Here is a 24,260-nt window from a genome sequence, read left to right as displayed (position 1 = left end):
AAACAACAGCCAATTATGATCAAGCATGGAAAGGAGCAATAGAAAAATACTTTCCAGAATTTATCAACTTCTTTTATCCCCAAATTTATCAACAAATAGACTGGAGTAAAACACCAATTTCCCTAGATTAATAGCTTCTGGATAGACATATTTAGTAACAGCAACTTCACTAGGGGTAGCATGAGAACCTTCTTGATCCCCATACAATTCTTTCGCTAGTTTATATACAGAACCACACATAAACCAATTAGCAATTTGACATTGTACTTTTTGGTAGTTTTGAATTTGTAAATCTTCTAAATGTGCGTAGGTTTCAGAAAAAGCAGCTTTTAAAGTAGCAATATTTCCACCATGTCCATTAATAAAATAAAACTTTGTAAAACCAGCTTTTGCTAAACAGGTAATGTAATCTTTGATTACTAAAATTAAAGTGCTAGGACGTAAACTAATTGTACCGGGAAAAGCAGTGTGATGTAATGCCATACCGACATTAATTGTTGGTGCAACCATCGCTGATGTTGTTTCCCCCACACCACGAGATATAGCTTCTGCACAAATCGCATCAGTTCCAATTAAACCAGTAGGTCCATGTTGTTCAGTTGAACCAATGGGAATAATAATTCCCTGAGATTGTTGTAAATAAGTTTCAACTTCTGGCCAGGTGCTGAGATGTAATAACATTTTGTGTAAATCTTATGTAAATAGGAGAATATAATTATATATCAGTTATTCCTGATTGATGAATATTTTTACAAATGATTTTTAAGCTTTAACTTTTAACTGGTAATTGTAATTGTAATTATTTGGGTAATTATTTGGGAGTCGCAACAAGTGATGAAAATATTGAACAATTGACAACTTGAATTTACAATTTGCAAATTATTGCAACTGGAGTTAATCAAACTCGTTGCGAATCTCCAGACAAGACTTACTCCAAGTAAATGATGAAATGTTTGTTTTGTAAATCGTCAACTATACCAGGAGACAAAGATCATAAATCTTGACTCTTGGTGCAGAAGTGCCGAATTAATTAAAGGAATAATGTTTTTTTACGTCTTTGATAATTTCCCATGTACAAGACATCCCAGCAGTAAATGTTACTAAATCTCCTTTACCCATTTGCACTGGTTGTCCGCCATCAGGGGTAACAACTACATCGCCTTCTAAAAAGTAACAAGTTTCTTCAGAATCATAAGTCCAAGGGAATTTGGAAACTTCTTTTTGCCAAATTGCCCATTTGTATACACCTAACTGATTGAGGCTCTCTTGACTCGGTTGATGCTCGATCTTAATTTCCATTTGTTGTTGTATCTAGGGTGATTTAGCAGTAGGATTGAATATCTTCGCCACATTCATCTACTAAATAACACAATGCGCGAAAACGCAAGCCTACAAATTGTTCGTATAGGGGATTGAGTTTGCACATAGGGGGAATGTGGGCAATTTTGCGACCGAAAAATACAATATCACGTTCAAAGGGACATTGAGCAGGAATCAGTTTAGCGATCAATTTCGCTAGTTGACGATTGTGAAATTCGATTTCATCTAACCATTGACGTATTGGTTGTAGTAAATCAGATTTATGACTTGTTTGTTGGGTTGCTTCGATCTGGCTAATCAAGTTAGGGAAAATGATAGATTGAGAATTTGTGGTGATCATAGTTCTACATCCTGTTGTCTTTAAATTGATAAACTTGATAAACTTCTGCCATTTTGGCTGATGACCATGCAAAATCTTACAGAAATCTGCGTTGCCTTAGTAATTCTAGATCAAAAAATTGCAATTGGAATATCTTACAAGTAATAGGCAGATAAATTCCTTAATTAATTGCTATTTAAACTCACGGTGTGTTGAATAACTGTCCCGTTAAATACAAAATAGCAAAGAAATAATAAAAATGGTATTACCTTAACTTATTAATTACTGATATCGAATATTGTGATCCCATATATCAATCCCAAAAGCTTGGTGGGAAAACTATACAGTGTTGCAAATTGTCACTGTTCTCATCAAAATATAGGTTGAGCGTTGCTATAACGAGCGTCTATCAATATTCAGCAATGACTTTCACTGATTTTAAATCAAATTCTAGCCTAAAAATGTTATATATGTTACATGAGTTAACCTAGATATTATCTAACTAGTAGCAAGAAATTCTTTGATAAGAACAAACTAACAGACTGGTAAAATTAGTTTATAAAACACAAAATATGTTATAATAGGTGTAAAAATTTAGCTATCAGTAATCTGTAAATGGCGTAGCAATTTACTGATTGCTGAATTATTACTATGAATCATCTAACTTTTTGACGTTGACAAGCTTTGCAAAATATAACTAGATAACTCAAAAAATCCTGCTCCTTCAGCCGCATTAGTTACATAAGTAGGTTGATACTGTAACTGATTGGCATATTTCATCACATTTGCCACACCTACAGAAATAGGAAAATAACGACTATCAAATAAACTTTCATCATTGGGACTATCACCTACAGTAACAACTTGTTCTAGTGAATATTCTGGGAAGTATTCGCGTAGCACTTGTAACAGTCCCGCAGATTTATTTTGTGCTTGTGGTTTAATGTGACATTGGACGTTACTATAAGTAAATCCCCAACCCTCAAGTTGACAAAGGTTACTGAGATATTGCAATTCATTTAATGTCAAATCAGCAACATCAAATGTCCAATCAGTGACACGAAACCGATTGTCAGCAGATTCCTGAATTTGCGGAAATTGACTTTGTAATTTGGTAAAAGTTGTAGCTAAGTCCTGACGATGTTGAGCTAAATCAGGAATAGGTGTTAAAGTTAGTGGTTCTAATTTAAGAGATGAATAGAACAAACCCCCATTTTCTGCTAAAGCACCCGCAACTGGCATCAAACTACTGAGTCCACTGACCCAACCAGCTGAACGACCGGTGACAATCAATACCTTAACTCCTGTAGCTGCTAAATTCTCTAAAGCTTGCAACAGTGAGGAGGTGAATTTTCCCTCTTGAGTCAAAGTTCCATCCATATCTGTGGCTACGAGACGTATATTCTTCCACTCATGAGAATTGCTAATGTGTCTGTACATAGAAAAATGACAATCAAGGAATATGATGTAAAAAAGATTGATAATAGCTAAATTGTATAATCCTAATAGACATTTCCGGGAATTAATGTAGAGACGTTCTATAGAACGTCTCTACAAGGGTTTTAGAAAACGCATATTTAATTTTCGGACAGGTCTAATATTCTGAACTCTTGTTTAACAGGCAAGATGCCTGTTCCACTTATACAAATTAAATGCACAACAGCTTACCAAATATTTGGGCATCCTAAACATTATCAGTAAAATATTTTAATTTGCTAACCATGCTCAGTACCATCTTTCTAGCCCAGTCTTCAAAAGCTAAAACTATAAAGGCAATTCAATAAGTACCAGCCAATGAGTCTCCAACATCATCCTTATTCATGTATGCCAGTAGAGGACTGCTGTTAGGACTAATCGGTGTAATTATTTATGGACAAGTTTTAATCCATAAATATGAAAAAAGCATCAAATTTGAAAAATTTCGCACGCGAGAACTAGAAAAAAAATTAAAATTGGCTCTGGAAACCATTCGCAACATGGAAACCAACCCGGATTTAGTCCACTCGCGGGACTTTAACCTTGATTATCTGCGAATGCGGATGTCAGAGGAAGTATTTTATTTTGCGATTGTTAATCAAATTAAAATCAAAATCAAAGATAAAATTTCTTTAGCACTGCGCCTAGACCAGTCTCAACAGGGACAAGTAGGAGTTGCCAGCAGCACTGGTAGACAGGTAGACCAGCTTTTTGATGTTGAGTATGAAACTGGTGTACCACCTAATATTGTCAAGCGAGTATTGTTTAGGATTCAAATTCGGTTAATGAAGTTACCAACACAGGCAACTTCTACGACTATTAGCCAAATTATGGACTGTATAGAAACTTATCTGAGTCCTAGAGATGATGACGACTCATGACAGCCAACGATTCAGGGTAGGATTGTCTATATGCACTGGGATCAAAAGGCTAAACCCACACCCCTGCTGGTTTTGGAACAATCCAATGAAGGGGTAAATGTTACTTTCCGTACTACTCGCCAACCAAATGTTGCTGCACCTTCAGAGGGTCCAACAGGAAAGCCAACTGTTCCTCCACCACCAAAAAAAACAACTGGAAAAGCTAAGGCTTGACTCAGTAAACAGTTTAGTTAGTGAGACTCTGAAACTTGCGGACCTACCTTGTGGCTGATAGGTATATTTTGAGCATCACGAGTTAACAGACCATCTTCCATTTCCACGATACGATCAGCTATATCTAGGATGCGGTTATCATGGGTAACTAATAAAATTGCCGTTCCTTGTTCTTTTGCTAGACGCTGCATGATTTCTACCACATCACGTCCTGATTGTTTATCTAATGCTGCCGTTGGTTCATCTGCTAAAACTAATGGAGGTTGATTGACTAAGGCGCGGGCGATCGCTATCCTTTGTTTTTGCCCACCAGATAAATTGTCTGGGTAGTAGTTCATCCTTTCAGCTAACCCCACTGCCCCCAACATAGCTTCTGATTTTTTAATAGCTTGGAATTGAGAAATACCCTCGTTTAATTCCACTGCCATTTGCACATTTTGTCTAGCAGTTAAAAAACCGAGTAAATTGTGAGCTTGGAAAATATAACCTATATTACGCCGACTCTGTACCAATTGACTTTGACTAGAGCCAAATAGTTCCTTACCTAAAAATTTCAGGCTTCCTTCTTGTACAGACCGCAACCCACCAATTAAGCTTAGTAATGTGGTTTTACCTGAACCTGATGGACCAGTCATAATGACAATTTCTCCCGGATATATTTCTAGGTTAATATCAAATAAAATTTGTTTTCTCAGCGCCCCTCGACCATAATAATGGTTGATATTTTTAATGGCAATTACTGGTTCTGAAGTGTTCATCATAGGTGATTGGTAATTGGTGATTGGTGATGCAATGAAAGGATTTTGGATGAAAGGATTTTGGATTGTTTTTGTCATCTCCAATCTAAAATCTAAAATCTAAAATCTAAAATCTAAAATTCTCCTCTCCTGCCTTCCACTTTAGAAAATATCAGCAGGATCAGCGGAGCGTAATTTTCTCATGGCTATTACACCAGAAATAAAACACATTAAAATAGTTAATATTAGTACCATAATAGCCCGATAATAACTCATAAAAACTGGTAAAAGTGTGGCATCTCTAGCAACTTGGTAGAGAAATAAAGCACAAGCAAATCCAGGAATGTATCCTAAAACTGCTAACATAAAAGCTTCTTGCAGAATGACTGTTAATAAATAATTTTGTGTATAACCTATGGCTTTGAGAGTAGCATATTCAGATAAATGATCTGTTACTTCTGTATACAAAATCTGATAAACAATTACAGTTCCCACAATAAAACCCATAATTGTCCCTAAAGTGAAAATAAAACCAATAGCGGTACTCGTTGCCCAATAGTTTCTTTCAAAATCAATAAATTCTTCTTTAGTGAAAACATTCACATCTGTAGGTAAATAAGTCCGCAAATATGCAGCCACTTGCTTGACATCTGAACCAGGTTTTAATCTAATTAACCCGATATCAATTAATCCCCTTTGGCGATTATTAAATATTCGCAAAAAGTTGACATCACTGGTAATTAAATTGCCATCTGCGCCAAATGATGCTCCTAAAGTAAATAATCCTGCTACTTTAATTCGTCGTCTTCTCACCTCTGCTGTGACATTTTTTCCCTGTTCAAAATCACTAGCAATTGATCCATATTCTACCCTAGAAGAACGGTCAAATAATACCACATCTGGCATTTTCAATTTATTGATATTTTCTTCTACTCCGGGCAAATCAAAAACATTAAATTCTGGGTTGAAGGCAAAAGTTAGGATACTACGAGGGCGACCAGTAATAGGATTTTTCCAAGTGGTATAGTCTAAATAGATCGGATGCACTGATTCCACTGCTGGCACATCTAAAGCTTTATATAATCGCCTTTGGGAAAAAGGTTTCATTGCTAATACAGCATTAGATTGATTGTTAATTACAACAATGTCACCCTTTAAACTGCTGTGCATTCTGACGTTACTGTAATATAGTGCATCCCGAAAACCTAGCTGCATAAACATCAAGATATCAGCAAAGGCAATACCTGATAAAGCCACAGCTAGGCGAGTTTTTTCTCTTGTCAGTTGTAGCCAAGATAGAGGTATTTTTTGAGTCATTTAATTTTGGATTGGAGATGTTGGATTTGGGATTAATTAAATGAATCAATTCCAGGTATTATGGGAATATCCCAAATGTGGAAGTTGATTTTTATCTAATAACAGAAAATTATTCCATGCTGAATTTGGCTGAATTTGATTGAACCGCAAAGACGAGCCAGTGCGTTGGGCGGCTCTGCCGACTTGTAGCAACTGGCGTGCAAAGGACACAAAGGTAAGAGAGTTTTAGAGAGTTTTTGGTGTGGCTGTGTTGATTTTTTCTTTTATGGGGATGCTCCCAGTTTTATTACCATCAAGTTAATTTCAAATTACCTGGTTTTGGTGATGTCATCTGTGTTAATTTCCACAATCACTTTAGCGTTAGTTAAACCAGAAACTTGTTGACTATCTGCGGGAGAAAGAGAAATTTTGACTTCTACGACTCTGGCATCAATATCTGCCGCTGGATCTGTATTCAGTACATCTTTTTTACCGATTTTTCGGCCAATTTCTGTGATATTGCCTTTGATTTGCCCGCTAAATGCGCCGTTATCACTGGTGATAGTCGCACTTTGACCAACACGAACTTTACCAATACTATCTTCGGGAATTTCAGCAATGACAAACATTTGATCCGTTTGTCCAATTTCCGCAATGCCATTTGTACTCATGACTTCCCCTGACTTGGTGTGAACTTTTAAAATTTCGCCAGGGGTTGGGGCTTTGACATAACTTAGTTGCAGTTCTGCTTGGGCTTTTCTGACAAAGGCGATCGCATTACTAATTTGAGCTTGTGCCATTTGTACATCAGTAGGACGCACATCTAATAACCTGCTTAATCTCGCTCTTTCCTCGTCAATTTGCCTTTGTAATGTGGACACAGTTTTGTCGCGGGTGGCCGTAGCCTCGATCAGTTGCTGCTGTAAAGTAGCGATAGTTTGGATTTGAGTAGCTCTAGCTTCAGCAATTTGTTGTTGTAGTGTTCCTAGTGCTTGTCTCAAACTAGCTTGAGTTTCCCGCAGTTGCTGAGTAGCGGTGACAGCACTCAAACGTCTTCTATCCCTTTCTTGCTGGGAAATAGCCCCCTGTTGATATAAAAACTCATAGCGTCCGGCATCAACTTGAGCATTGCGCTGTTCAGCTTGTACCCGGTTAATTGTGGCTCTTAAACTATCTCTTTGTCCACTGAGTTCGGCTTCTAGACGTTTAATTGTGGCAGTTTGGGCGATTTTTTCCCCACTTAATTCGGCTGCGATGCGGGCAATAGTCGCTTGTTGGGCTTGTTTTTCTCCTTCTAGCTGTGCTTGTAAACGAGAAATGACCGCTGTTTGAGCTTGAATATCTCTTGGTGAAGCAGCTTTTACTTGGGCTAAATTAGCACGAGATTCTTGTAGTCTGGCTTTTGCTTCTTCGACTGCGGCCATATTGGTGTCGCGGCTGTCTAAAATGGCAATAACTTGACCTTGCTGTACTTTTTGTCCTTCTTTTACCAATAGTTGTTGTACTCGTGAACCTGCTGATAGTCCTGAGTTGGGAGCAGCTATTTTAATTACTTCTCCTCGCGGTTCTAATCTGCCCACAGCACTAATACTACTGGGAGTAGGAGCTATGGATACGGAGGAAGTTAGTTTTTTTAATTGTTCAATTCTGGCTGTACCTAGAACACCAGCGGCGATCGCTACTGGTAAGGCTATAGCAACTTTCAACCAAACTTGAGATTTTTCTAGTGCCGATTCTGTTAACTTTGGCTTTTCAGTCACCCTTGACATGATATGTTGCCCTTTTATCTAATTTGTGATTTGTGAAAGTAAAAAAGCAAATTAGCCTCAGTTGATTTGGTAAAATATAAGTTGTGATTGCACAAAAAATTACAGGAATTCGCACTGTTTAATTCACCACATTCAGCACCCAGATAAGCAAATATTAAGCAAATATTTTTTATTGCTGATGATTTATCCCAGCAATATGGAATAAATGCGCTAATAATAATCACGCAAAAATAAATTAAGAATTGATATTAGAAGTCAGGGATCTGGGTATGAAGAAGTGTTACATACCCCTATATCAAATAGAAAATTCCTAATATCAATGTTTTCTTAACTGAATTGTTAACAACTGAATTGTTAACCTGTGAACCAATTTATTTGTTTACATCTAACAAAACAACAAATATTTTTGGTAATTTCCTGATAATATATGATGCGCTACTTTTATTTCTACCGATTTTAAACTCCCATTTAACTTTAGTTAAATAAATTCTACATTTATTAGTGATGAAAAAACGTAACGAAGCTTACAGATAGGGAGTCTTAAAAATTTTTCAATTACAGCTATTTTCAGGTAAATAAACCACATTTTGATTTAAGTTTCGCGTGAACAATGTAGGGGCGTTCGCGAAGCGTGCTGGAAGCATCAGCATTCGGACAATTAATTATCGGTTTTTATCTAAGACTATCATCCGAATGCTTCGCCCTTACTGTGGTCTAAAGACATGAAAACTGCTGTAAGCATTCATCTGTCAGCAGTCAATGATCCGCAAGAACCTGAAAACAATCAATCATAGTCTGTAAATTGCTCTGATTAACACTGGTGTAATTTAACAAAACTCTGTATCCTTGTTATACTGTTTCTTGATGAGTCTGCGCTAAATTCTCTAACATCTTTCTTTGTGTTCTTTGCGTTCTTTGCGGTTCAATCATATCAAGCGAGGGGTAATTTTCTATTGTTTAGATAAAAATAAACTTAAAATAAACTGACACATTTGGGATGCTCCCTGCTCTTACTGCTATTCGATGATAACTAATAACTGATTACTGATTACTGATTACTGATAGCTGATTACTGACTTATTGTGGTAAATCAAATAATACCGTAGTCATGTAATTTTCTGCCCAATCTTCACCAAAAGCTTTTTCTAGAACTCGTCGGGTTTTATCATTTTGTTGTTGTTTTGTACAATAATTATGTTGTCCGGCAATAATTACAGGTACTTTTTCTGCTGCTACGGGAATAGATGCGATCGCTTGACTACAATGAATATCTAAAAAGTCTTTTACTCTTCCCAAAAATAAGCTTTCTTCTTCTAAAGAACTGGGACGAATAAACAAACAAAAATCAGAAAAGATATTTCCCCACTCTGGTAAATCACGGGATTGGGAAAAGTTAATTGTTGTTAAATTTTTCAGTTGGGAATTATAACCTTCTGGTAAAATCCGTTCTAAGTTAACAGGAGAAAGGTCAGCGATCGCAGCACTAATTTGACCTCTACCTCCAACTAAATCACAACCAAACATAGGTATATCATATTCTGGTCGGGGAAACATCACACAATGCAAAATATCTAACATATTTCCCACTCTTGCTAGTTCCAAGTGCATTTTACGAAAGTGGGTACTTTGATAACAACGATTTTCTATAATTAGTTTTTCCCCTTCTAGTCTACCTTCTACATATCCTAATTCCGCAGGTAAATGATAGGGTGATAAGTCTAGGTATTTATGCCAAGCTGCTTCAATTGTATCAGCTAGTTTACAAATCAAGGGATGTTGTTGTTCACGTAGGGATGGGGTAGAAATGGAGGTCATATTTTTTATGTCAACGATGTAATTTATGATCTAGTTTACAATTAGTCAGGTTATTTATTTGTATTAAGAATTATAAATAAATCATCAATAGCATCATATACATAACATTTTGATGATTTTTGGTAATTTAGTTGCCACAGACAGTAAATTCAAGCTAGTATCAAATTAATCAAAAAACACAAATAAAAAACATAGAACATAAAACATATTAGATATGAGTTACGACAGCACTCTGAAATATTTAATTGAAGAATATCCGCAAGCAATTGTTGAATGGTTGCTTGGTGCAAATATTTCCGAAACACCAGAAATATTAAAAACAGAATTAAATTTAGAACCCATTCGGGTGGATGGACTATTTTTCTTAAAAACCAGCAGTAAAATCATTCATTTAGAGTTTCAAACCATTCCCCAATCAAAACCACCCATACCTTTACGGATGTTAGATTATTGGGTGAGATTATATCGTCAATATAATATTGAGATTGAGCAAATTGTTATTTTCTTAAAACCAACCATATCAGAAGATGTATTTATTAATGAATTTAGAGCTACCAATACTTTTCACCGTTATCGAGTGATCAGAATTTGGGAATGTGAACCTGAACCATTATTAGCAACGACCGAACTATTACCCTTAGCAGTATTAGCCAAAGCTGATAATTCTAGTATAATATTAGAACAAGTTGCAGCTAAAGTAAATATAATAGAAGACAGAAGACAAAAAATTAACATTTCCGCTTGTGTGCAACTTTTAGCTGGAATTAAATTTGATACAGATATCATCAGTGCTTATTTTCGGGAGGATATTATGCAAGAATCTGTAGTTTATCAAAAAATTGTTAGAGAAGGTTTAGAACAGGGAAGACGCTCGGAAGTGAAGTTAATTATGCGTCAGCTTCAGCGTCATTTAGGAAAAATAGGTACAGAAATTCAAAATCAAATTCAAGATTTATCTTTTACACAGTTAGAAGATTTGGGGGAAGCTTTATTAGATTTTAAAACTGAAGGTGATTTAAGGAATTGGTTAAGTGAAAATTGTGAGTAGGGGTTTAGCATTGCTAAACGCATACAGGAGTCAGAATATTTGATAAATATCTGGCTTTTGGCAGTAGAGGAATAATAGCCAACCCTAAAAAATTAAGCAGCGCGATCGCTCATATCATATTCAACTACTTGTCAGTAGTAAAATAATGCGTAGGTTGGGTTAAACGAAGTGCAACCCAACACAATAACATGAAAAATAATGGGGGGATGGTGTTGGGTTTCCGTTGTCAACCCAACCTACAATATCAGGCGATCGCTTTTGATTATAATGTTGGCATGGAATAACTCATAAAATAATCTGTAGGTTGGGTTAAACGAAGTGCAACCCAACACAATAACATGAAAAATAATGGGGGGATGGTGTTGGGTTTCCGTTGTCAACCCAACCTACAATATCAGGCGATCGCACTATAATTTTTTTGAGAATCCAGCCTTTTTTCTCAACAATCTTACATAGTTTTTTCCCTAAGATTGATTTCATACGGCTATTTCAATAACTTTTGAGGTAAAATCTGGTTTTTGGCTTTCGTTAGCTACTTCTAACCAACCTTGTATGGCATCTTGAATATTATTGATAATTTCATCCATACTATCTCCTTCTGTGATACAACCAGGGAGCGCAGGAACTTCTGCCCAATAACCTCCTTCTTCGGCAGGATGAATAATCGCTTTGATTTTCATTATTTTCCTCATTTAGATTTATTTGTCTTCTCAAATTTTAACAGATCGCTCTTTAACTCCATCAACAAAAATGATCGCACCCTCCAAACTTCAAAAAAAGCGATCGCCTAATGCCGAATCCGTTATCCTAAAATAATAGAAATGCTATCAACAAGTTCTGATTATGCAGATGAGTGAAGAAATTACGATCAAAGTTAGTCCTAATGTTGCTCAAGCCTATCAAAAAGCTACGGAGCATAAAAAATCATCTTTATCAACTCTGATTAGTATTTTTTTGAGAGAGGATGTCAACGAGGACGTTGATTTTCTTGGTAAATTGATGGATGAAATTAGTGATAGGGCAGTTGCTAGAGGTTTGACACCAGAAATTTTGGAGACAATTCTGAATGAAGAATCTCCCTAACTATGTGTTGGATACCAATATTATTGTTAGTGCTTTGTTGTTTAAAAATAGCCAACCTCGTCGGGCATTAGATAAAGCAAGACATCAAGGAACTGTCTTAATGTCCCAATCTATTTGGCAAGAAATAACAGAGGTTTTAACAAGGCCAAAGTTTGAACGATATGTCTCTTCAGTTAAAAGAGATTTATTCCTAATTTGGTTAGGTGAATTAGTTCATTTCATTGAAATCAATAAGACGGTTACTATTTGTTGAGATGCGAAGGATGATAAATTTTTAGAGTTGGCCGTTAATGGCGATGCCGAGCTTATTGTGAGTGGAGATCAAGATTTATTAATTTTGAATCCATTTCTTGGAATTTCTATTGTTACTGTTAAAGAGTTTCTAGAAGTAGAATAAGCTAAATTAATTTTTATTTTTTAACTTCAAGTAAGTTAGCGATCGCTGTCTCTAAATCTCAAAAATCGCACTTCCCCACTGATCGCCCTCAACCCCACCGATAAATGATCGCCTTTCTAACCTTCCCCCAACAGTATTATACTCTCACAAACTGATCGCACTTCTGGACTCAAAAGATACTCGCCCATCAAACAACTGGGTTAAATTCTAAATAAATTTTTATTATTCTAAATAGATTCGTTCAAAGGGTTCCTTTCGATAACGACGGTAAATATCAAAGTCACTATCTAAGGTAATAATTGCAGAAATATTAAGTCTTTCAGAAATAGTAATTAAGGACAGATCTGCAAAATCTCCCGGTAGGTCAGCGTATTGTTCATTGAGTTGTCTGATTCTAGCAAAATCCTGTGGTAAAAGAGGAATACATTGATAAAGTTGATGAGATAAATCACTTAAAAATTCGTTTTGTGTTCGATAATCACGGCTTAAAAGATACATGACTTCTGTTATGCAAGCAACCGTTGTAATCAAGTCGCTGGAACATTTTTCAAAAAAGTTGACGACATCCTGATGATAATTATCTTGGGCACTGTAATAGGCAACCAGAATACTGCTATCTGTAATAATTTTGGGAGGATAATGTGTCATAAATGATGTTTCTGATGATGGTTTTGGATATGTTCTGCAACAATTTTTTTACGGTTTTCTCGCAATGATAAATCAGGGGGCGCATTTTCTAAAAGGTGCTGAGGATGTTCTCCCCTACGTTGCAACAAAGTTTTACGCGGTTTTAAGTTTTGCCAATGTTCGTAAATCAGTTTTTTGAGTAGTTCCTCTGAGGTGATATTCTCTTCTGAAATGATTTCTGTTAAATAGTTTTCTGTTTCCCGATCTAAATTGATGGATAGCATTGTAACCTTATGGGATAACTCAACATCTTTGATTATAGTTTAAAATTGGAAATCGCTAAACTTGCCGAAAGCATCGCCCCCTCTAACTCTCAAAAACTGATCGCCCTGTTAACCTCCTCCAAATGATCGCCATCCCAACTTTCAAAAAAAAGATCGCCCCCTCCAACCCTCAAAAACAGATCGCCCTCTCACAAACCTTGATGCCACCCTCCAACCCAACCGAAAAACGATCGCACTCTCAAAAACAGATCGCATTCAACCTCACCAACAAACGATCGCACTCATCATTACAAAAAACGATTGCACTTATTTCTCAACAACGATCGCACCAACCAAAATCAACTCAGTATATCTCGCAGTTTGAGTTAAGGAACCCAGCCCAAAAAATTAAACGATAATGATGTTAATTAATTTTGAAAGGGAATATTGTTTGTGTGGAAATAGTAGGTTTCCTTTTGTCAATAGGTATTTTTCAGAGCTTTGACTTTAGCAGCTAACTTGCCCTTAACACCAGGTGATTTATCACAAAGGTCGTCAAAAGCTTCTGCGACACTCAGCAAAATATCAAATACATCCGCTTTAGCATTTTGTGAATTTTTATAAAGATTTTTATAATAAGAAGATTTTGACTGACCAATTTTATCAGAACGTCCATGGAAACCTTCAAATTGTAAAACCAAATCAAGAAGGGTATGGAGTCTCACATGAACTATTTCTTCCATTTCTATTAACAGAGATGGATCTTTACCTTTTTTTCCACCAACAAACTGAGGTATTGCATGATGCTTATGTAAACCAGATACAATTGTATGAGTAGCTTCACAAGCACGTTTTAAGGCACTGTGTGCAAAAATGATTTTTTCGCGTGCCTCTTCTCTTCTTCCCATTCCTTGTATATTAGTTCCAACTAATAAGCCCACTAGATCAAAAACTCGTCCACTAGGGTCTATAAAAATTAGTGGATTTGATCCTGCATAAACATATTTATTTAATGTTATAGGATTGTTAATAATTCCCTCAAAAGGATCGCGTCCATAGAAACGCCCCGAAGTGGCATCTAAATATCTTGCTCTCAAATAATCCAAACCTAAATTTGGATCGCGTTGTTCCCCTGCAAACAAATAGGAATTTTGCGTATTCCCTAACTGTTTAATAATCTCCCCAAACGCCTCATAGGCATAGGCATCCGTCAATAAATCATTAATATCCGTCAAAGCACGGGTACTGCCCAACCCATCCACATGATAAAAAGAACGCTCAGTATCTCGTAACTGAGAAATCAAATCATGGCCATAAATGTAACTCGCCTTAATAATCTTACTCGGCGTGTATTCCTCCAACACCTGAGCATAATCACGGTTTTTATCCACTAAGAAACGGGTTTCTTCCCCCGCCACCGTTTGACGAATCCTGATACCATCCCCGTCGTATTCATTGGTGACATCATTCACACCATCACCATCGGTATCCGCACCCACTAAGCGATTTTCCACATTCCACTGATATGTCGTTTTTGCCGTGCCGACAGTCTTAGTTAAGGTATTGCCATTATTGTCGTAGGTATAGGTCGTCGTGACCCCGTTTGTTACCTCTTTTAATAGGCGATCATTGCCGTCATACTCATAGGTAGTATTCCCTTCCAAAGAATCATTGCGAGTTAACCGATTACTGACCACATCATAGGTATAGCTAATCGTGCGAGTAGTTCCGTCAATAATTTCTTCCTGTAGTAAACGGTAGAGAGCATCATATTGATAGTTACTTTGACGACCATCTTGCTCAACGATCGCTAACCGATTTCCCACCTTATCTAGGGTATAGCGGAAACTATTGATCACCCCGTTACTATTGCCATTTTGTAGATAGAGCAAGCGATTCAGCAAATCATACTCACGGGTTTCCGTTGTGCCATTAGCTAAAGTCGTCTTAATTAAATTGCCCGCCAAATCATAGGTATAGGTTGTTACTCCCGCTTGCGGATCAGTCACCGTTTTCAGGCGATTCTGCTCATCAAAACTATAGCTCGTCTGTCCTGAAGGAACCTTAACCACCGTGCGATTATTGGCCGCATCATAACTGTATTCAATCTTAACCCCATCGGCATCCACACGCGATAGCAAATTATCGCGGACATCATAGCTATAGGTAATCGTTCCCAAACTCGATGTTTCCGTAGCCCGTTGACCTGTCAGCGTATAGGTATAGGCAACCCGACTGTTATCAGGGAAAATCCGACTTAATAAACGATTCCGCTCATCATACTCAAAATGAATCGTTTCTCCATTAAAGTCTGTCGTACTCAGAAGATTGCCCACCGCGTCATAGGTCATAGTCGCCTCTTGACCCAAGGGTAAATCCGTCCCAATCCGTCGCCCTAAAACGTCATACTCATAGCGAGTGATATTCCTTAGAGCATCCTTTTGACTAATTAAATTACCCAGTTCATTGTACTGATACTCCGTGCGTTGGTTCAGCGCATCAATCACCGCCGTTAATTGACCCACCGCATTATATTCATACTGGGTTTTATTACCCATTTGATCGGTCTTGGCCACAACCCGACCCGCCAAATCATAGGTTGTCGAAATGTCTGACTGATCCGCGAAAATCTGACCAATCGAGCGACCTAAACTGTCATAGAGATATTGAGTGGTACGACCCAAGGGATCAGTCTCAGTCAGTTGGCGACCCAGGGCATCATAGGTGACGACAATCTGAGGATTATCACTATCATTGTTCGGTGTGCCATCGGGCAGAATCGTCTTTGTGCGTCGTCCCAACGCATCGTATTCATACCGAGTAATATTGCCCCGTTCATCCACTTCCGCAATGACCCGACCCGCCTGGTCATAACGGCTTTCTTTCCGAGGATTATCACTGGCATCATTGGGCGTTAAATCAGGGAATAACGTAAAAGTTAAGCGTCCCAAAGCATCATATTGAAACTCAGTCCGTCGTCCTAATTCATCAATTTCCGCAATCACCCGATTAGCGGCATCGTATTGCTTGCGAGTGCGGGGATTATCGCTGTCATTATTGGGTGTCGCATCGGGATAGATGGTTTCTAAAAGTTGACCAGCATCGCTATAAACATATTTTGTCACCCGTCCCAAAGCATCAATTTCCTGGGTTTTCTGACCGTTAGCGTCGTAGGAGGTTTGAGTCACATTCCCCAAAGCATCCGTAACCTTGATCACATCCCCTTTAGCGTTATATTCCGTTGTGGTCACCAGGGTTTTTACCCCTGCCGCAGTCGTTAATTTTCGGGTTTCTGTGAGGCGATTCCCATTACCATCGTAGGTATAGGTGGTTTCGTGACCGAGGGGATCAACCTCTTTCGTGACATTGCCCCGTCCATCATATTCATAGGTTGTGGTTCCCTCCGCAGTGGTTAAAGTCGTTAATAAACCGCCTGCACCATAGGTTAAATTAATGGGGCCATTAGCTAACCCAGAAATTGCCGTAGGATTGCCATTACTGTCATAAGTATTTGTTACCGTATTACCCAAAGCATCCGTCGTCGTTAACAGATCACCTTTGGCATTGTAGGTATAGCGAGTCACGTTACCTAAAGCATCGGTTTCCGTTAGCTTATTGCCACTGCTGTCATAGGTAGAACTGCTAGTTTCACCTTCTGGATTGGTTTCACTCAGTTGATTATTATCTTCATCGTAGGTACGACGAGTAATGCCACCCTTAGCATCTACTTCGGTAATAACATTGCCCCGCACATCATACTCATAGGTAGTCGCATTCCCTAAAGCATCCTTAGTTGTATAAAGGGAATTATCGGGGTTATATTCCAATTGAACGCTATTCCCTAAAGCATTAAAGACTTTGGTTAAACGGCCATTTTCGTCATACTCATTTCTGACTCCCGTTTTACCCAAGGGGTCAATAATTTTATCCAGATAATGAGCCTGTTGTCCATTGTATTCAAAAGTTGTGGTGTTATTTTCCCGATCCGTTACCTTGACGAGATCACCATTAGCATCATATTGATAACTAACTCGATTTCCCATCGGATCAATGGCCGCCACAATACGCCCCTGGGCATCTCGTTCAAAGGTGACTTGTTGCCCATTACTGCTAACAATTCCCCCATCACTAAAGTTGAGAACATCCCCATTGCGATTGGTAATGGTATTAATATCGCCTGTTGTCGCGTCAATGTTATAAACTACGCCCTCTTTAGTCGTTAATTTGTAAGTATTTCCCCAATCTTGAGGATTGTAATAACTATAAGCAGAACCTCCACTAAGGGGAATAACGCGATCGCTGTCTCCTTTAATCAAAACAATGCCGGCAGTGTCAACACTCAAGGTACTAGTAGAACCCTTATCAGCTACAAACGTAGGTTTGTATAACGTCCTACGTCCTAGAAAAGCACTGAGAGGAATTCCCATTACTTTCATTTCTTGTAACTTAAAAGTAAACCGTTCCCGCTTACCACCAGGCAAGGTAATATAAACCGAATCGCCTTCTTTAAAGCCAACACTACGGAGACCTAATTCTTGATAAAGCTCATCCTTAGGCAGACTGGTTCGCACACTTGCATTACGGAATTCCATCCGCCAACCGTAACCAAAATCCTCCTGACTATTACTAATTAAAGTGTCATAGGTACGAGTCAAAGTAATCGGAATACCCGAAACAGGAATCTCTAAATCTGTAAAGGAAAGTTGGAAATTACCAAGTTTTAAATCTCCTTTAACATCCAATAATTGGGAAACACTATTGCCCGCCCCATTAACGTCATAGGCAACTAAACGGACTTGATAAGTATCATTGGCTAACAAGGTCGGGTCTAAGACCCCTAAAACGCCATTATTAACCGTGTTTGTACCTCGGAACATTTCCTTAAAGGGTTGACTACCATCGGCAGGAGCCACTTCCAAAGTGTAGTAAGCCAAATTCGTATCATTAACACTGCCCTTAATCTCTACAGGAGCGGTAATTTCACCATTCACAATTCCCGATAAATCCAGGTTTACCGTTGGGGCTTCTGTATCTGTTGGGTCTAAAACATTAACCGTTGTGGTTGCCTCACCGCGATTACCCGCCCCATCTAATGCCACTGCTTTAGCCGTAATCACCCCCGTTGTCGTGGCAGTAAAACTAGCAACTCCATTACTGTCAATCACCACAGGCGTATCGTTAATCAACAATTGCAGATTAGCAATGCCGATATTATCCGTTGCTACCACTTGGAAACTACAGTTTCACCTTGATTAATCAAACTAAGACTGCGATTAATACGAACCTGGGGAGCCGTTGTGTCCGCCGTAACTTTTAGGGTAAAGGTTTGTTGGGTTGTCCCTCCTGCTCCATCGGTAACAGTTAAGATAACGGCATGATCGCCAAGTTGGCTATTATTGGGAGTCCAGCTTAAACGTCCCTGGGTATCTAGGGTCATTCCCAAAGCCTGGGACGTGGTATCTAAGCTATAGCCTAGGGAGTCACCATCGGGATCAACTGCCTGAAGATTATAACGATAGATTTGATTGGGAACCGCTTCTAATCCAGGCGTTGAACGAATGACGGGCAAACTATTCGTCTTCGCTGTTAAGGTATAGCCCTGGGTAACACCTAACCCCTCTGTATCAAAGACCGCTACCACCACTTGGTAATTGCCGTTAACTGGGGTCGTCCAACTTAAAAGCCCACTGGCCGCATCAATGGTCATGCCCTGGGGCGATTCTAATAATTGGTAACGCAGAGTTTGTCCATCGGGATCTTTAGCTTCCACTTGGTACTGATAAGCACTGCCCACATTAGCCACAAAACCAGGTGTTGAAGTGATATTAGGAGCGTGGTTAATAGCTGTACTACCCACTTCTAAGCGATAGGTTTGGGTGGTGGTGGCTCCCTGATTATCCGTTACCGAAACATCAATGTCATAGCTACCTACCTGAGTCGGTGTCCACTGTACCTTGCCCTTTGCATCAATGGTCATGCCATTAGGACGACGACCTAAACTATAGGTAAGAGGGCTATTTTCAGGATCAACTGCGACCACTGTATAGGTATAGGCTTGACCTATTGCCCCACGAGTGATCGGATTAGAAAGAATATTGGCGGGGCTATTGGCTCCATTGACTTTCAGGGTAAAGCTTTGGGTGCTGTAGTCGCCGTAGGAATCCAACAAGCGAACAGTAACTTCCTGCTGACCGAGTTGATTGCTTTGGGGTTGCCAACGTAATGCACCCGTCTGAATATCCAATACCATACCGGATGGGGCTTGATCCAAACTCCAAAAGACTAAATCGCCATCGGGGTCTTGGCCTGTCAGGTTATAGGTATAGATTTGTTCAATATTGGTCGTTAGGTTAGGAGCCGAAGTGATAACAGGAGCGCGATTGCTGGCTTGATGACTAACGGTAATTTGATAGGTCTGTTCCGTTGTAAGAGTTCCATCGCTGGCTTGGATGGTAACGGTTTGTTGTCCAGCTTGAGCGGCGGTGGGTTGCCAACTAATTAATCCTTTTTCTAGGGTCATGCCTGTGGGAGCTTTAACTAGGCTGTAGGTCAAAGCATCTCCATTGGGATCTGTGGCTTCAACTTGATAGAAGTAGGAACTACCGATGCGGGTAGTGGTGCGAGGGGTAGAGGTGAAGATGGGAGCCTGATTATTATCGGCAGCATTAACCGTGAGGGTGACAGTTTGGAAGGCTTGGCCACCCTTGCCGTCTTCTACTTTGACTGTAAATTGATTAGCTCCGAGTTGGGTATCATCAGGAGTCCAAGTCACTAAACCAGTTGTCGCATCAATAGTCATTCCGTTAGGCGTACTATTGTTAAAACTATAGGTTAGGGTGTCGTTATCAGCATCAATGGCAGTAGCTTGGAATTGGAAAGTTTTACCTCTCTGGGCTTTGGCATTGTCAGGAACCAGGGAAGTAAAGAGAGGGGCATGATTGTCAGATAGCAGTTCAAAGGTGAGATATTGTAACGCTGATCCTCCCCGTCCATCTTTTGCTGTTACCAGAACATTAAAGAGAGGATGGGGCAACACTAAATCATAACGGCCACGGATGATCGCCGCTTGATTGATTTGTTGCAGTTCTTGATAGGCTTTTTCAACCTGCTGTTTAGTAGGAATCCAGACCACTATGCCACTTTCAGAGTCAATGGTCATCCCTTCAGGAGCAAAGGTTAATTGATAGGTAAGAGGATCACCATTGGCATCACGGGCATTGGCATCATACTTGAGAACTTCCCCTGCTCGAAGTTGTAAATTATTGGGAGGAGTAGAAAGAAAAATTGGCGATTGGTTAGGTGGTTCGGCAATTTTACTCAGGCCAAAAAGATGACTAAAGGTTTCTCCCTGTAACGTTACTGTGTCAATGATCGGTAATTGATTAGCAGGGGGAGCCGTTAGATTTGAGCCATTGGGGACTTCCACCCGCACCGTGTAATTACCAGGAATGAGATTATCAAAGGTGTAGTAATACTTGATATTTCCCAAGGTATTAAACGTTTGGTCATCTTTGGTAATACGGAAGGGTTCTTCAGTATCAAGAACTTGGTTATTATTCAAGTCTAAATAAACGGTAACTCCTTGTTTCCAAGGTTCCAGGGCATAACGATCATCAAAGCCAAAGAAGATGTTATAAAGCTCATCAAAATCAATGACTTGAATGGCATTTGGATCAATGGCTTCTAGGTTTTCAGTTGTAGCTGCTTCCCCGATCGCAAAAGCTGTAATATTCCCGCCTTTGGATTTGAGGTCATCAATGGTAGCTTTAGCTCGGTTTTTGTCAAATCCATCATCATAACCATCGGACATGAAAATGAAGTTTGGATCACCTGGTAAGACATCGAATAAAGCATCAATTTTGTCGAGGGCTGTATGAATATCCGTTCCTCCCTGAATCATGCCAGGAGTTAGGGATTTTAAAATTTGTCGAATATCATAAACACCATCATAATCCGCATCCGCGATCGCCGTTGTATATTCCTGTAAGCCAGCAGTCGTTGGATCTAAATCTTGGATCAGAGCATCGGAACCAAAGATAATCAAGCCAATTTTGACGCGATCGCCAGCACCTTGGGCAATAATGGCATCTAACAACACTTGGGCAGCCGCAACTTGAGCATCTACAACAGTTTTAATGTCTTCATATTCTCCCTTACCTCGGAAGGGAGCAGCAGTGCTTCCTGAAACATCAATAGTAAAGATTACAGCAGGATTATCCCCTTGAATAAGTTTGGTATCGCGGAAACCATTGCCATTAAGGTCATCAAATACGCCCCCGCGAATGGTTCCCAGTTGACCGAATACATCAACGGTAAAAGTTTGTCGATCCCAACCACCACGACGATCATTGACTTCAACGGTAAAAGTTGCCTGTGATCCAGCTTGGACAGTGGCATCTGAGAACCAGAGTAATTCTCCTGATGTATTATTAATGAATGCTCCGACGGGTGCATCTAAGAGGCGATAAACCAATGGATCACCATCGCCATCAATGGCCTTGAGTTGATAGCGATAAGCTTTGGTATCAAGCGCGAAACGTTTTTCAGGCTCACTAATAATTACAGGATTGCTATTCTCAGGATCAGCCCAGAGACGAATCTGATAGTCTTGGATTGCCGTCCCGCCCTGAGTATCTTTAACCCCAATTTTGACGGGGAAGAAACCTAATTGGTCAGGATTGTTATTAGCGGTTTCCCCTGCTCCAGGGGTAAGAATATCGGTAGGTTTAGCCCCAATCCGAGTCACTCGGAAATTGTAGTCAACCTTGCTACCATCAGGGCCACCTTGTAATAGGAGATAATAGTCTCCTGTTTCAGGAATAACAATTTCTGTATCAGTATTTTGATAATTATCAAATAATTGATTGTTACCAGCACCAAATAATTTCCAATGATAGTATTGGTAATACCACCAGGGCTGATTTGATGCCGACCAACCTAAATTATCAAAATAGAGTCTTTCACCGGCTGTTGCCTGTAATTTAAATAGTTGGCTTTGTTGACCGTTATTAATTGAGCCTGTAACTGGCAAATTATAGATTATTTGAGGAGCATTAGCTGGGTCTAAAACTTGGAAAGCATAATCACGAGAATTACCCCATCTGTTACTAACCAGAACTTGATATAGACCATCTTCAACTAGAGTCAAAGGCGAGCCATCATCCCACCAACTTAAATTACCAGAGTTGGCAAATAATTGCTTGCCATTAGGGTCGTATAAACTAACGCTAATCCCATCTCCATAGAAAGCATTAAAGAAAACCTTTTGTCCTGCAAGTCCACTAAAGGTGTAGAACTTATCTGTTAGCCCATCAATTGAACCTGCAACAATACCGCCAATCTCTAAATAACGAGTATTGGGAGAGCTAAGGGTTTTGGGAACTTCTAAAAGAGCAAATTGATAGTTATTGGCAGAGTAATCATTCTTGAATTTAATTTTATAACTTCCTGATTGCTCAAGGAAAATAAAACGAATATTTCTGTCATCTTGTCCATTTAGGGCAAGGGTTCCGTCAGGATTATAAAGTTGATAATAAGTGTAAGAATTATAACTAGAATCTTGACTATCAAAGAAAATGAGTGTGCCTGCATTTGCACTAAAGTTATATTCAAAGCTCTGTTGAGCATTTATCAACCCACTTTGAACCGTTGTATTTAGACCTGTAGTAGTTATAGAAGTCGGTGTAGTATCAGTTACTTGGAAAGCGTAATTAACAGAACTGGTGCTATTACCAATAACTGCAAGGGTATAAATATCGGTTGTTACTAAAGTAGCGATGAAATCTGGATTATTATTATTAGGAGCTTTGACAATTCCTCCACTCCCATCGTATAAAACCCAATTGGCCCCACTCCATTCATTTGCCGTTAAATTAAAATTAAGTTGTTGTCCTGCTTTGCCACTAATTTGATACAGCTTGACCTGATTACCCTGCTCCAATTGTCCCGTAATTACATTACCTAACGTTACAACAGGAGCTTGACCGCGATCGCTTAATACAAAACTATAATTTCCTGTTGTCTCACCATTGGCATCAATTACTAAGCGATAGATTCCCGCTTCTCCTAAATTGAAGGCTCCCCAATCGGCGTTAGTATCCTTATCGAGAATTAAAACACCACTGGGGGCATAGAGTCGAGTTTTAATGTTGCTATTACCAACCAACGCATCAAAGAATAATTTTTGACCTATGCTACCTGTAAAGGTATAGGTATCCTGTTCACCCGCTTCGGCAATAATGCCACTCACTTGAGAACCTAAGGTTAAACTATTGGTAATTAAATCAGGTGTAACGAGACGGAACTGATAGCCTAAATTAGTTCCACCATTGCCCTGAGCAACTAACAAATATTCACCCTTACCTAGCCAAAATTCCTGATCATTTGACAGGTTAGTATAAGTAATTAATTGACCGCCATTGCCGTATAAAATCCACTGGTTCGCACTATCCCCTGTTTGAGCATCAAAATAGAGATACTGATCCATTGTGACAGTGAAGCGATAGATTTGAGAATCTAAGCCACTATTAGCAAAAGTCCCTGTAATATCCTGATCGAAGCTGATTCGAGTTGCCTTCGCTTTATCCAATAAACGGAAACTATAATTACCCGTATAATCCCGAATTCCATCAATGACTAAGGAATAAATGCCTGCTTCATTGAGGGTATAGCCACCATCTGGGCCAATATTACTACGGACATCAGAATTTCGTAATAAGCGACCCGTTGGACTATAAAGATTAATTGAAATATTAGGATCACCTGCAAAGGCATCAAGGAAAAGTTGCTGACCAATTTCACCTGTAAAGGTATAAGTATTCTGTTCACCTGCTTCGGTAATATTAGCGGCGATCGTCGTGCCAACAGTATAGGGATTAGTTTTCAGTTGGGGAGTAACAATTCGTAACTTATAATCATTACTGCCATCAGTCCAGTATTCTGCTCCATTACCTTGCAGAATTAACCAATATTCTCCTGGATCGAGCCACATTTCTGCATCAGAGTAACGATAAGTTG

The 24,260-nt window shown here is 39.1% G+C and carries 16 protein-coding genes and 1 pseudogene; 4 read left to right on the top strand and 13 right to left on the bottom strand.

The features are described from left to right. Window positions 1-63: 63 nt before the first annotated feature. The 4 genes from FFR48_RS11460 to FFR48_RS11445 all read right to left on the bottom strand — a co-directional run bounded on the left by FFR48_RS11460 (window position 64) and on the right by FFR48_RS11445 (window position 3,079). The gene (locus FFR48_RS11460) at window positions 64-681 is read right to left on the bottom strand and encodes a creatininase family protein (protein WP_236104055.1); all 618 of its coding nucleotides are present in this window, start codon (window positions 679-681) and stop codon (window positions 64-66) included. A 345-nt stretch (window positions 682-1,026) separates the two neighbouring features. After that, the gene (locus tag FFR48_RS11455) at window positions 1,027-1,299 is read right to left on the bottom strand and encodes a cupin domain-containing protein (RefSeq protein WP_096567613.1); all 273 of its coding nucleotides are present in this window, start codon (window positions 1,297-1,299) and stop codon (window positions 1,027-1,029) included. 22 nt (window positions 1,300-1,321) lie between these two features. Beyond that, window positions 1,322-1,660 carry a Mo-dependent nitrogenase C-terminal domain-containing protein gene (locus FFR48_RS11450; RefSeq protein WP_096567611.1) on the bottom strand — a complete coding sequence of 113 codons (339 nt, stop codon included), beginning with the start codon at window positions 1,658-1,660 and terminating at the stop codon, window positions 1,322-1,324. Window positions 1,661-2,299: 639 nt separating this feature from the next. After that, on the bottom strand, window positions 2,300-3,079 hold the full coding sequence (locus FFR48_RS11445) for an HAD family hydrolase (RefSeq protein ID WP_137667451.1): 780 nt from the start codon (window positions 3,077-3,079) through the stop codon (window positions 2,300-2,302). A gap of 281 nt (window positions 3,080-3,360) precedes the next feature. Here FFR48_RS11445 and FFR48_RS11440 point away from each other — a divergent pair. After that, window positions 3,361-4,209, top strand: a pseudogene (locus tag FFR48_RS11440) (hypothetical protein). A 17-nt stretch (window positions 4,210-4,226) separates the two neighbouring features. Here the strand turns inward: FFR48_RS11440 and FFR48_RS11435 are convergent. The 4 genes from FFR48_RS11435 to FFR48_RS11420 all read right to left on the bottom strand — a co-directional run bounded on the left by FFR48_RS11435 (window position 4,227) and on the right by FFR48_RS11420 (window position 9,826). Beyond that, window positions 4,227-4,967, bottom strand: coding sequence for a DevA family ABC transporter ATP-binding protein (locus tag FFR48_RS11435; RefSeq protein ID WP_137667452.1), 741 nt, complete (start codon window positions 4,965-4,967; stop codon window positions 4,227-4,229). A 141-nt stretch (window positions 4,968-5,108) separates the two neighbouring features. After that, the gene (gene devC, locus FFR48_RS11430) at window positions 5,109-6,263 is read right to left on the bottom strand and encodes an ABC transporter permease DevC (protein WP_137667450.1); all 1,155 of its coding nucleotides are present in this window, start codon (window positions 6,261-6,263) and stop codon (window positions 5,109-5,111) included. A 308-nt stretch (window positions 6,264-6,571) separates the two neighbouring features. Beyond that, window positions 6,572-8,011, bottom strand: coding sequence for an HlyD family efflux transporter periplasmic adaptor subunit (locus FFR48_RS11425; RefSeq protein WP_137667449.1), 1,440 nt, complete (start codon window positions 8,009-8,011; stop codon window positions 6,572-6,574). A gap of 1,077 nt (window positions 8,012-9,088) precedes the next feature. Continuing rightward, complete coding sequence (locus tag FFR48_RS11420) at window positions 9,089-9,826, bottom strand: phycocyanobilin:ferredoxin oxidoreductase (RefSeq protein ID WP_137667448.1); 738 nt, start codon at window positions 9,824-9,826, stop codon at window positions 9,089-9,091. A 214-nt stretch (window positions 9,827-10,040) separates the two neighbouring features. Here FFR48_RS11420 and FFR48_RS11415 point away from each other — a divergent pair, with 214 nt between their 5' ends. Beyond that, the gene (locus FFR48_RS11415; RefSeq protein WP_137667447.1) at window positions 10,041-10,874 is read left to right on the top strand and encodes a DUF4351 domain-containing protein; all 834 of its coding nucleotides are present in this window, start codon (window positions 10,041-10,043) and stop codon (window positions 10,872-10,874) included. 476 nt (window positions 10,875-11,350) lie between these two features. Here the strand turns inward: FFR48_RS11415 and FFR48_RS11410 are convergent, their stop codons facing one another. Further along, window positions 11,351-11,554 carry a type II toxin-antitoxin system HicB family antitoxin gene (locus FFR48_RS11410; protein WP_137667446.1) on the bottom strand — a complete coding sequence of 68 codons (204 nt, stop codon included), beginning with the start codon at window positions 11,552-11,554 and terminating at the stop codon, window positions 11,351-11,353. A 169-nt stretch (window positions 11,555-11,723) separates the two neighbouring features. Between FFR48_RS11410 and FFR48_RS11405 the strand changes: the two genes are divergently transcribed. Both FFR48_RS11405 and FFR48_RS11400 read left to right on the top strand, forming a co-directional pair. Next, window positions 11,724-11,957 carry a hypothetical protein gene (locus tag FFR48_RS11405; protein ID WP_236104054.1) on the top strand — a complete coding sequence of 78 codons (234 nt, stop codon included), beginning with the start codon at window positions 11,724-11,726 and terminating at the stop codon, window positions 11,955-11,957. Then, window positions 11,941-12,210 carry a putative toxin-antitoxin system toxin component, PIN family gene (locus FFR48_RS11400; protein ID WP_201277607.1) on the top strand — a complete coding sequence of 90 codons (270 nt, stop codon included), beginning with the start codon at window positions 11,941-11,943 and terminating at the stop codon, window positions 12,208-12,210. The genes FFR48_RS11405 and FFR48_RS11400 overlap by 17 nt, the downstream gene beginning before the upstream one ends. 366 nt (window positions 12,211-12,576) lie before the next feature. Here FFR48_RS11400 and FFR48_RS11395 read toward each other — a convergent pair whose 3' ends face one another. From FFR48_RS11395 to FFR48_RS11380, 4 genes are all read right to left on the bottom strand, one after another. Further along, window positions 12,577-13,002, bottom strand: a complete 426-nt coding sequence (locus FFR48_RS11395) for a type II toxin-antitoxin system VapC family toxin (RefSeq protein WP_137667444.1) — start codon at window positions 13,000-13,002, stop codon at window positions 12,577-12,579. Beyond that, window positions 12,999-13,265, bottom strand: coding sequence for a hypothetical protein (locus tag FFR48_RS11390; protein ID WP_137667443.1), 267 nt, complete (start codon window positions 13,263-13,265; stop codon window positions 12,999-13,001). Before FFR48_RS11390 ends, FFR48_RS11395 begins: the two co-directional genes overlap by 4 nt. A 458-nt stretch (window positions 13,266-13,723) precedes the next feature. Further along, window positions 13,724-18,472 (bottom strand): RHS repeat-associated core domain-containing protein, encoded by a 4,749-nt coding sequence (locus tag FFR48_RS11385; protein WP_137667442.1) that lies wholly within the window; start codon window positions 18,470-18,472, stop codon window positions 13,724-13,726. Then, window positions 18,466-24,234, bottom strand: a complete 5,769-nt coding sequence (locus tag FFR48_RS11380; RefSeq protein WP_236104053.1) for a putative Ig domain-containing protein — start codon at window positions 24,232-24,234, stop codon at window positions 18,466-18,468. Before FFR48_RS11380 ends, FFR48_RS11385 begins: the two co-directional genes overlap by 7 nt. Window positions 24,235-24,260 lie beyond the last annotated feature (26 nt).

The sequence above is a fragment of the Sphaerospermopsis reniformis genome, from assembly GCF_005402885.1.
In the GTDB taxonomy this organism is placed as follows: domain Bacteria; phylum Cyanobacteriota; class Cyanobacteriia; order Cyanobacteriales; family Nostocaceae; genus Sphaerospermopsis; species Sphaerospermopsis kisseleviana.
The sequence above is the reverse complement of the archived record's forward strand: the minus strand, read 5'-3'. Positions and strand labels throughout refer to the sequence as shown.

Bases quoted from the DNA above. Each gene is read 5' to 3' on its own strand.
- FFR48_RS11460 (WP_236104055.1), bottom strand. From the start codon at position 681: ATGTTATTACATCTCAGCACCTGGCCAGAAGTTGAAACTTATTTACAA.
- FFR48_RS11455 (WP_096567613.1), bottom strand. From the start codon at position 1,299: ATGGAAATTAAGATCGAGCATCAACCGAGTCAAGAGAGCCTCAATCAG.
- FFR48_RS11450 (WP_096567611.1), bottom strand. From the start codon at position 1,660: ATGATCACCACAAATTCTCAATCTATCATTTTCCCTAACTTGATTAGC.
- FFR48_RS11445 (WP_137667451.1), bottom strand. From the start codon at position 3,079: ATGTACAGACACATTAGCAATTCTCATGAGTGGAAGAATATACGTCTC.
- FFR48_RS11435 (WP_137667452.1), bottom strand. From the start codon at position 4,967: ATGAACACTTCAGAACCAGTAATTGCCATTAAAAATATCAACCATTAT.
- devC (WP_137667450.1), bottom strand. From the start codon at position 6,263: ATGACTCAAAAAATACCTCTATCTTGGCTACAACTGACAAGAGAAAAA.
- FFR48_RS11425 (WP_137667449.1), bottom strand. From the start codon at position 8,011: ATGTCAAGGGTGACTGAAAAGCCAAAGTTAACAGAATCGGCACTAGAA.
- FFR48_RS11420 (WP_137667448.1), bottom strand. From the start codon at position 9,826: ATGACCTCCATTTCTACCCCATCCCTACGTGAACAACAACATCCCTTG.
- FFR48_RS11415 (WP_137667447.1), top strand. From the start codon at position 10,041: ATGAGTTACGACAGCACTCTGAAATATTTAATTGAAGAATATCCGCAA.
- FFR48_RS11410 (WP_137667446.1), bottom strand. From the start codon at position 11,554: ATGAAAATCAAAGCGATTATTCATCCTGCCGAAGAAGGAGGTTATTGG.
- FFR48_RS11405 (WP_236104054.1), top strand. From the start codon at position 11,724: ATGAGTGAAGAAATTACGATCAAAGTTAGTCCTAATGTTGCTCAAGCC.
- FFR48_RS11400 (WP_201277607.1), top strand. From the start codon at position 11,941: ATGAAGAATCTCCCTAACTATGTGTTGGATACCAATATTATTGTTAGT.
- FFR48_RS11395 (WP_137667444.1), bottom strand. From the start codon at position 13,002: ATGACACATTATCCTCCCAAAATTATTACAGATAGCAGTATTCTGGTT.
- FFR48_RS11390 (WP_137667443.1), bottom strand. From the start codon at position 13,265: ATGCTATCCATCAATTTAGATCGGGAAACAGAAAACTATTTAACAGAA.
- FFR48_RS11380 (WP_236104053.1), bottom strand. From the start codon at position 24,234: ATGTGGCTCGATCCAGGAGAATATTGGTTAATTCTGCAAGGTAATGGA.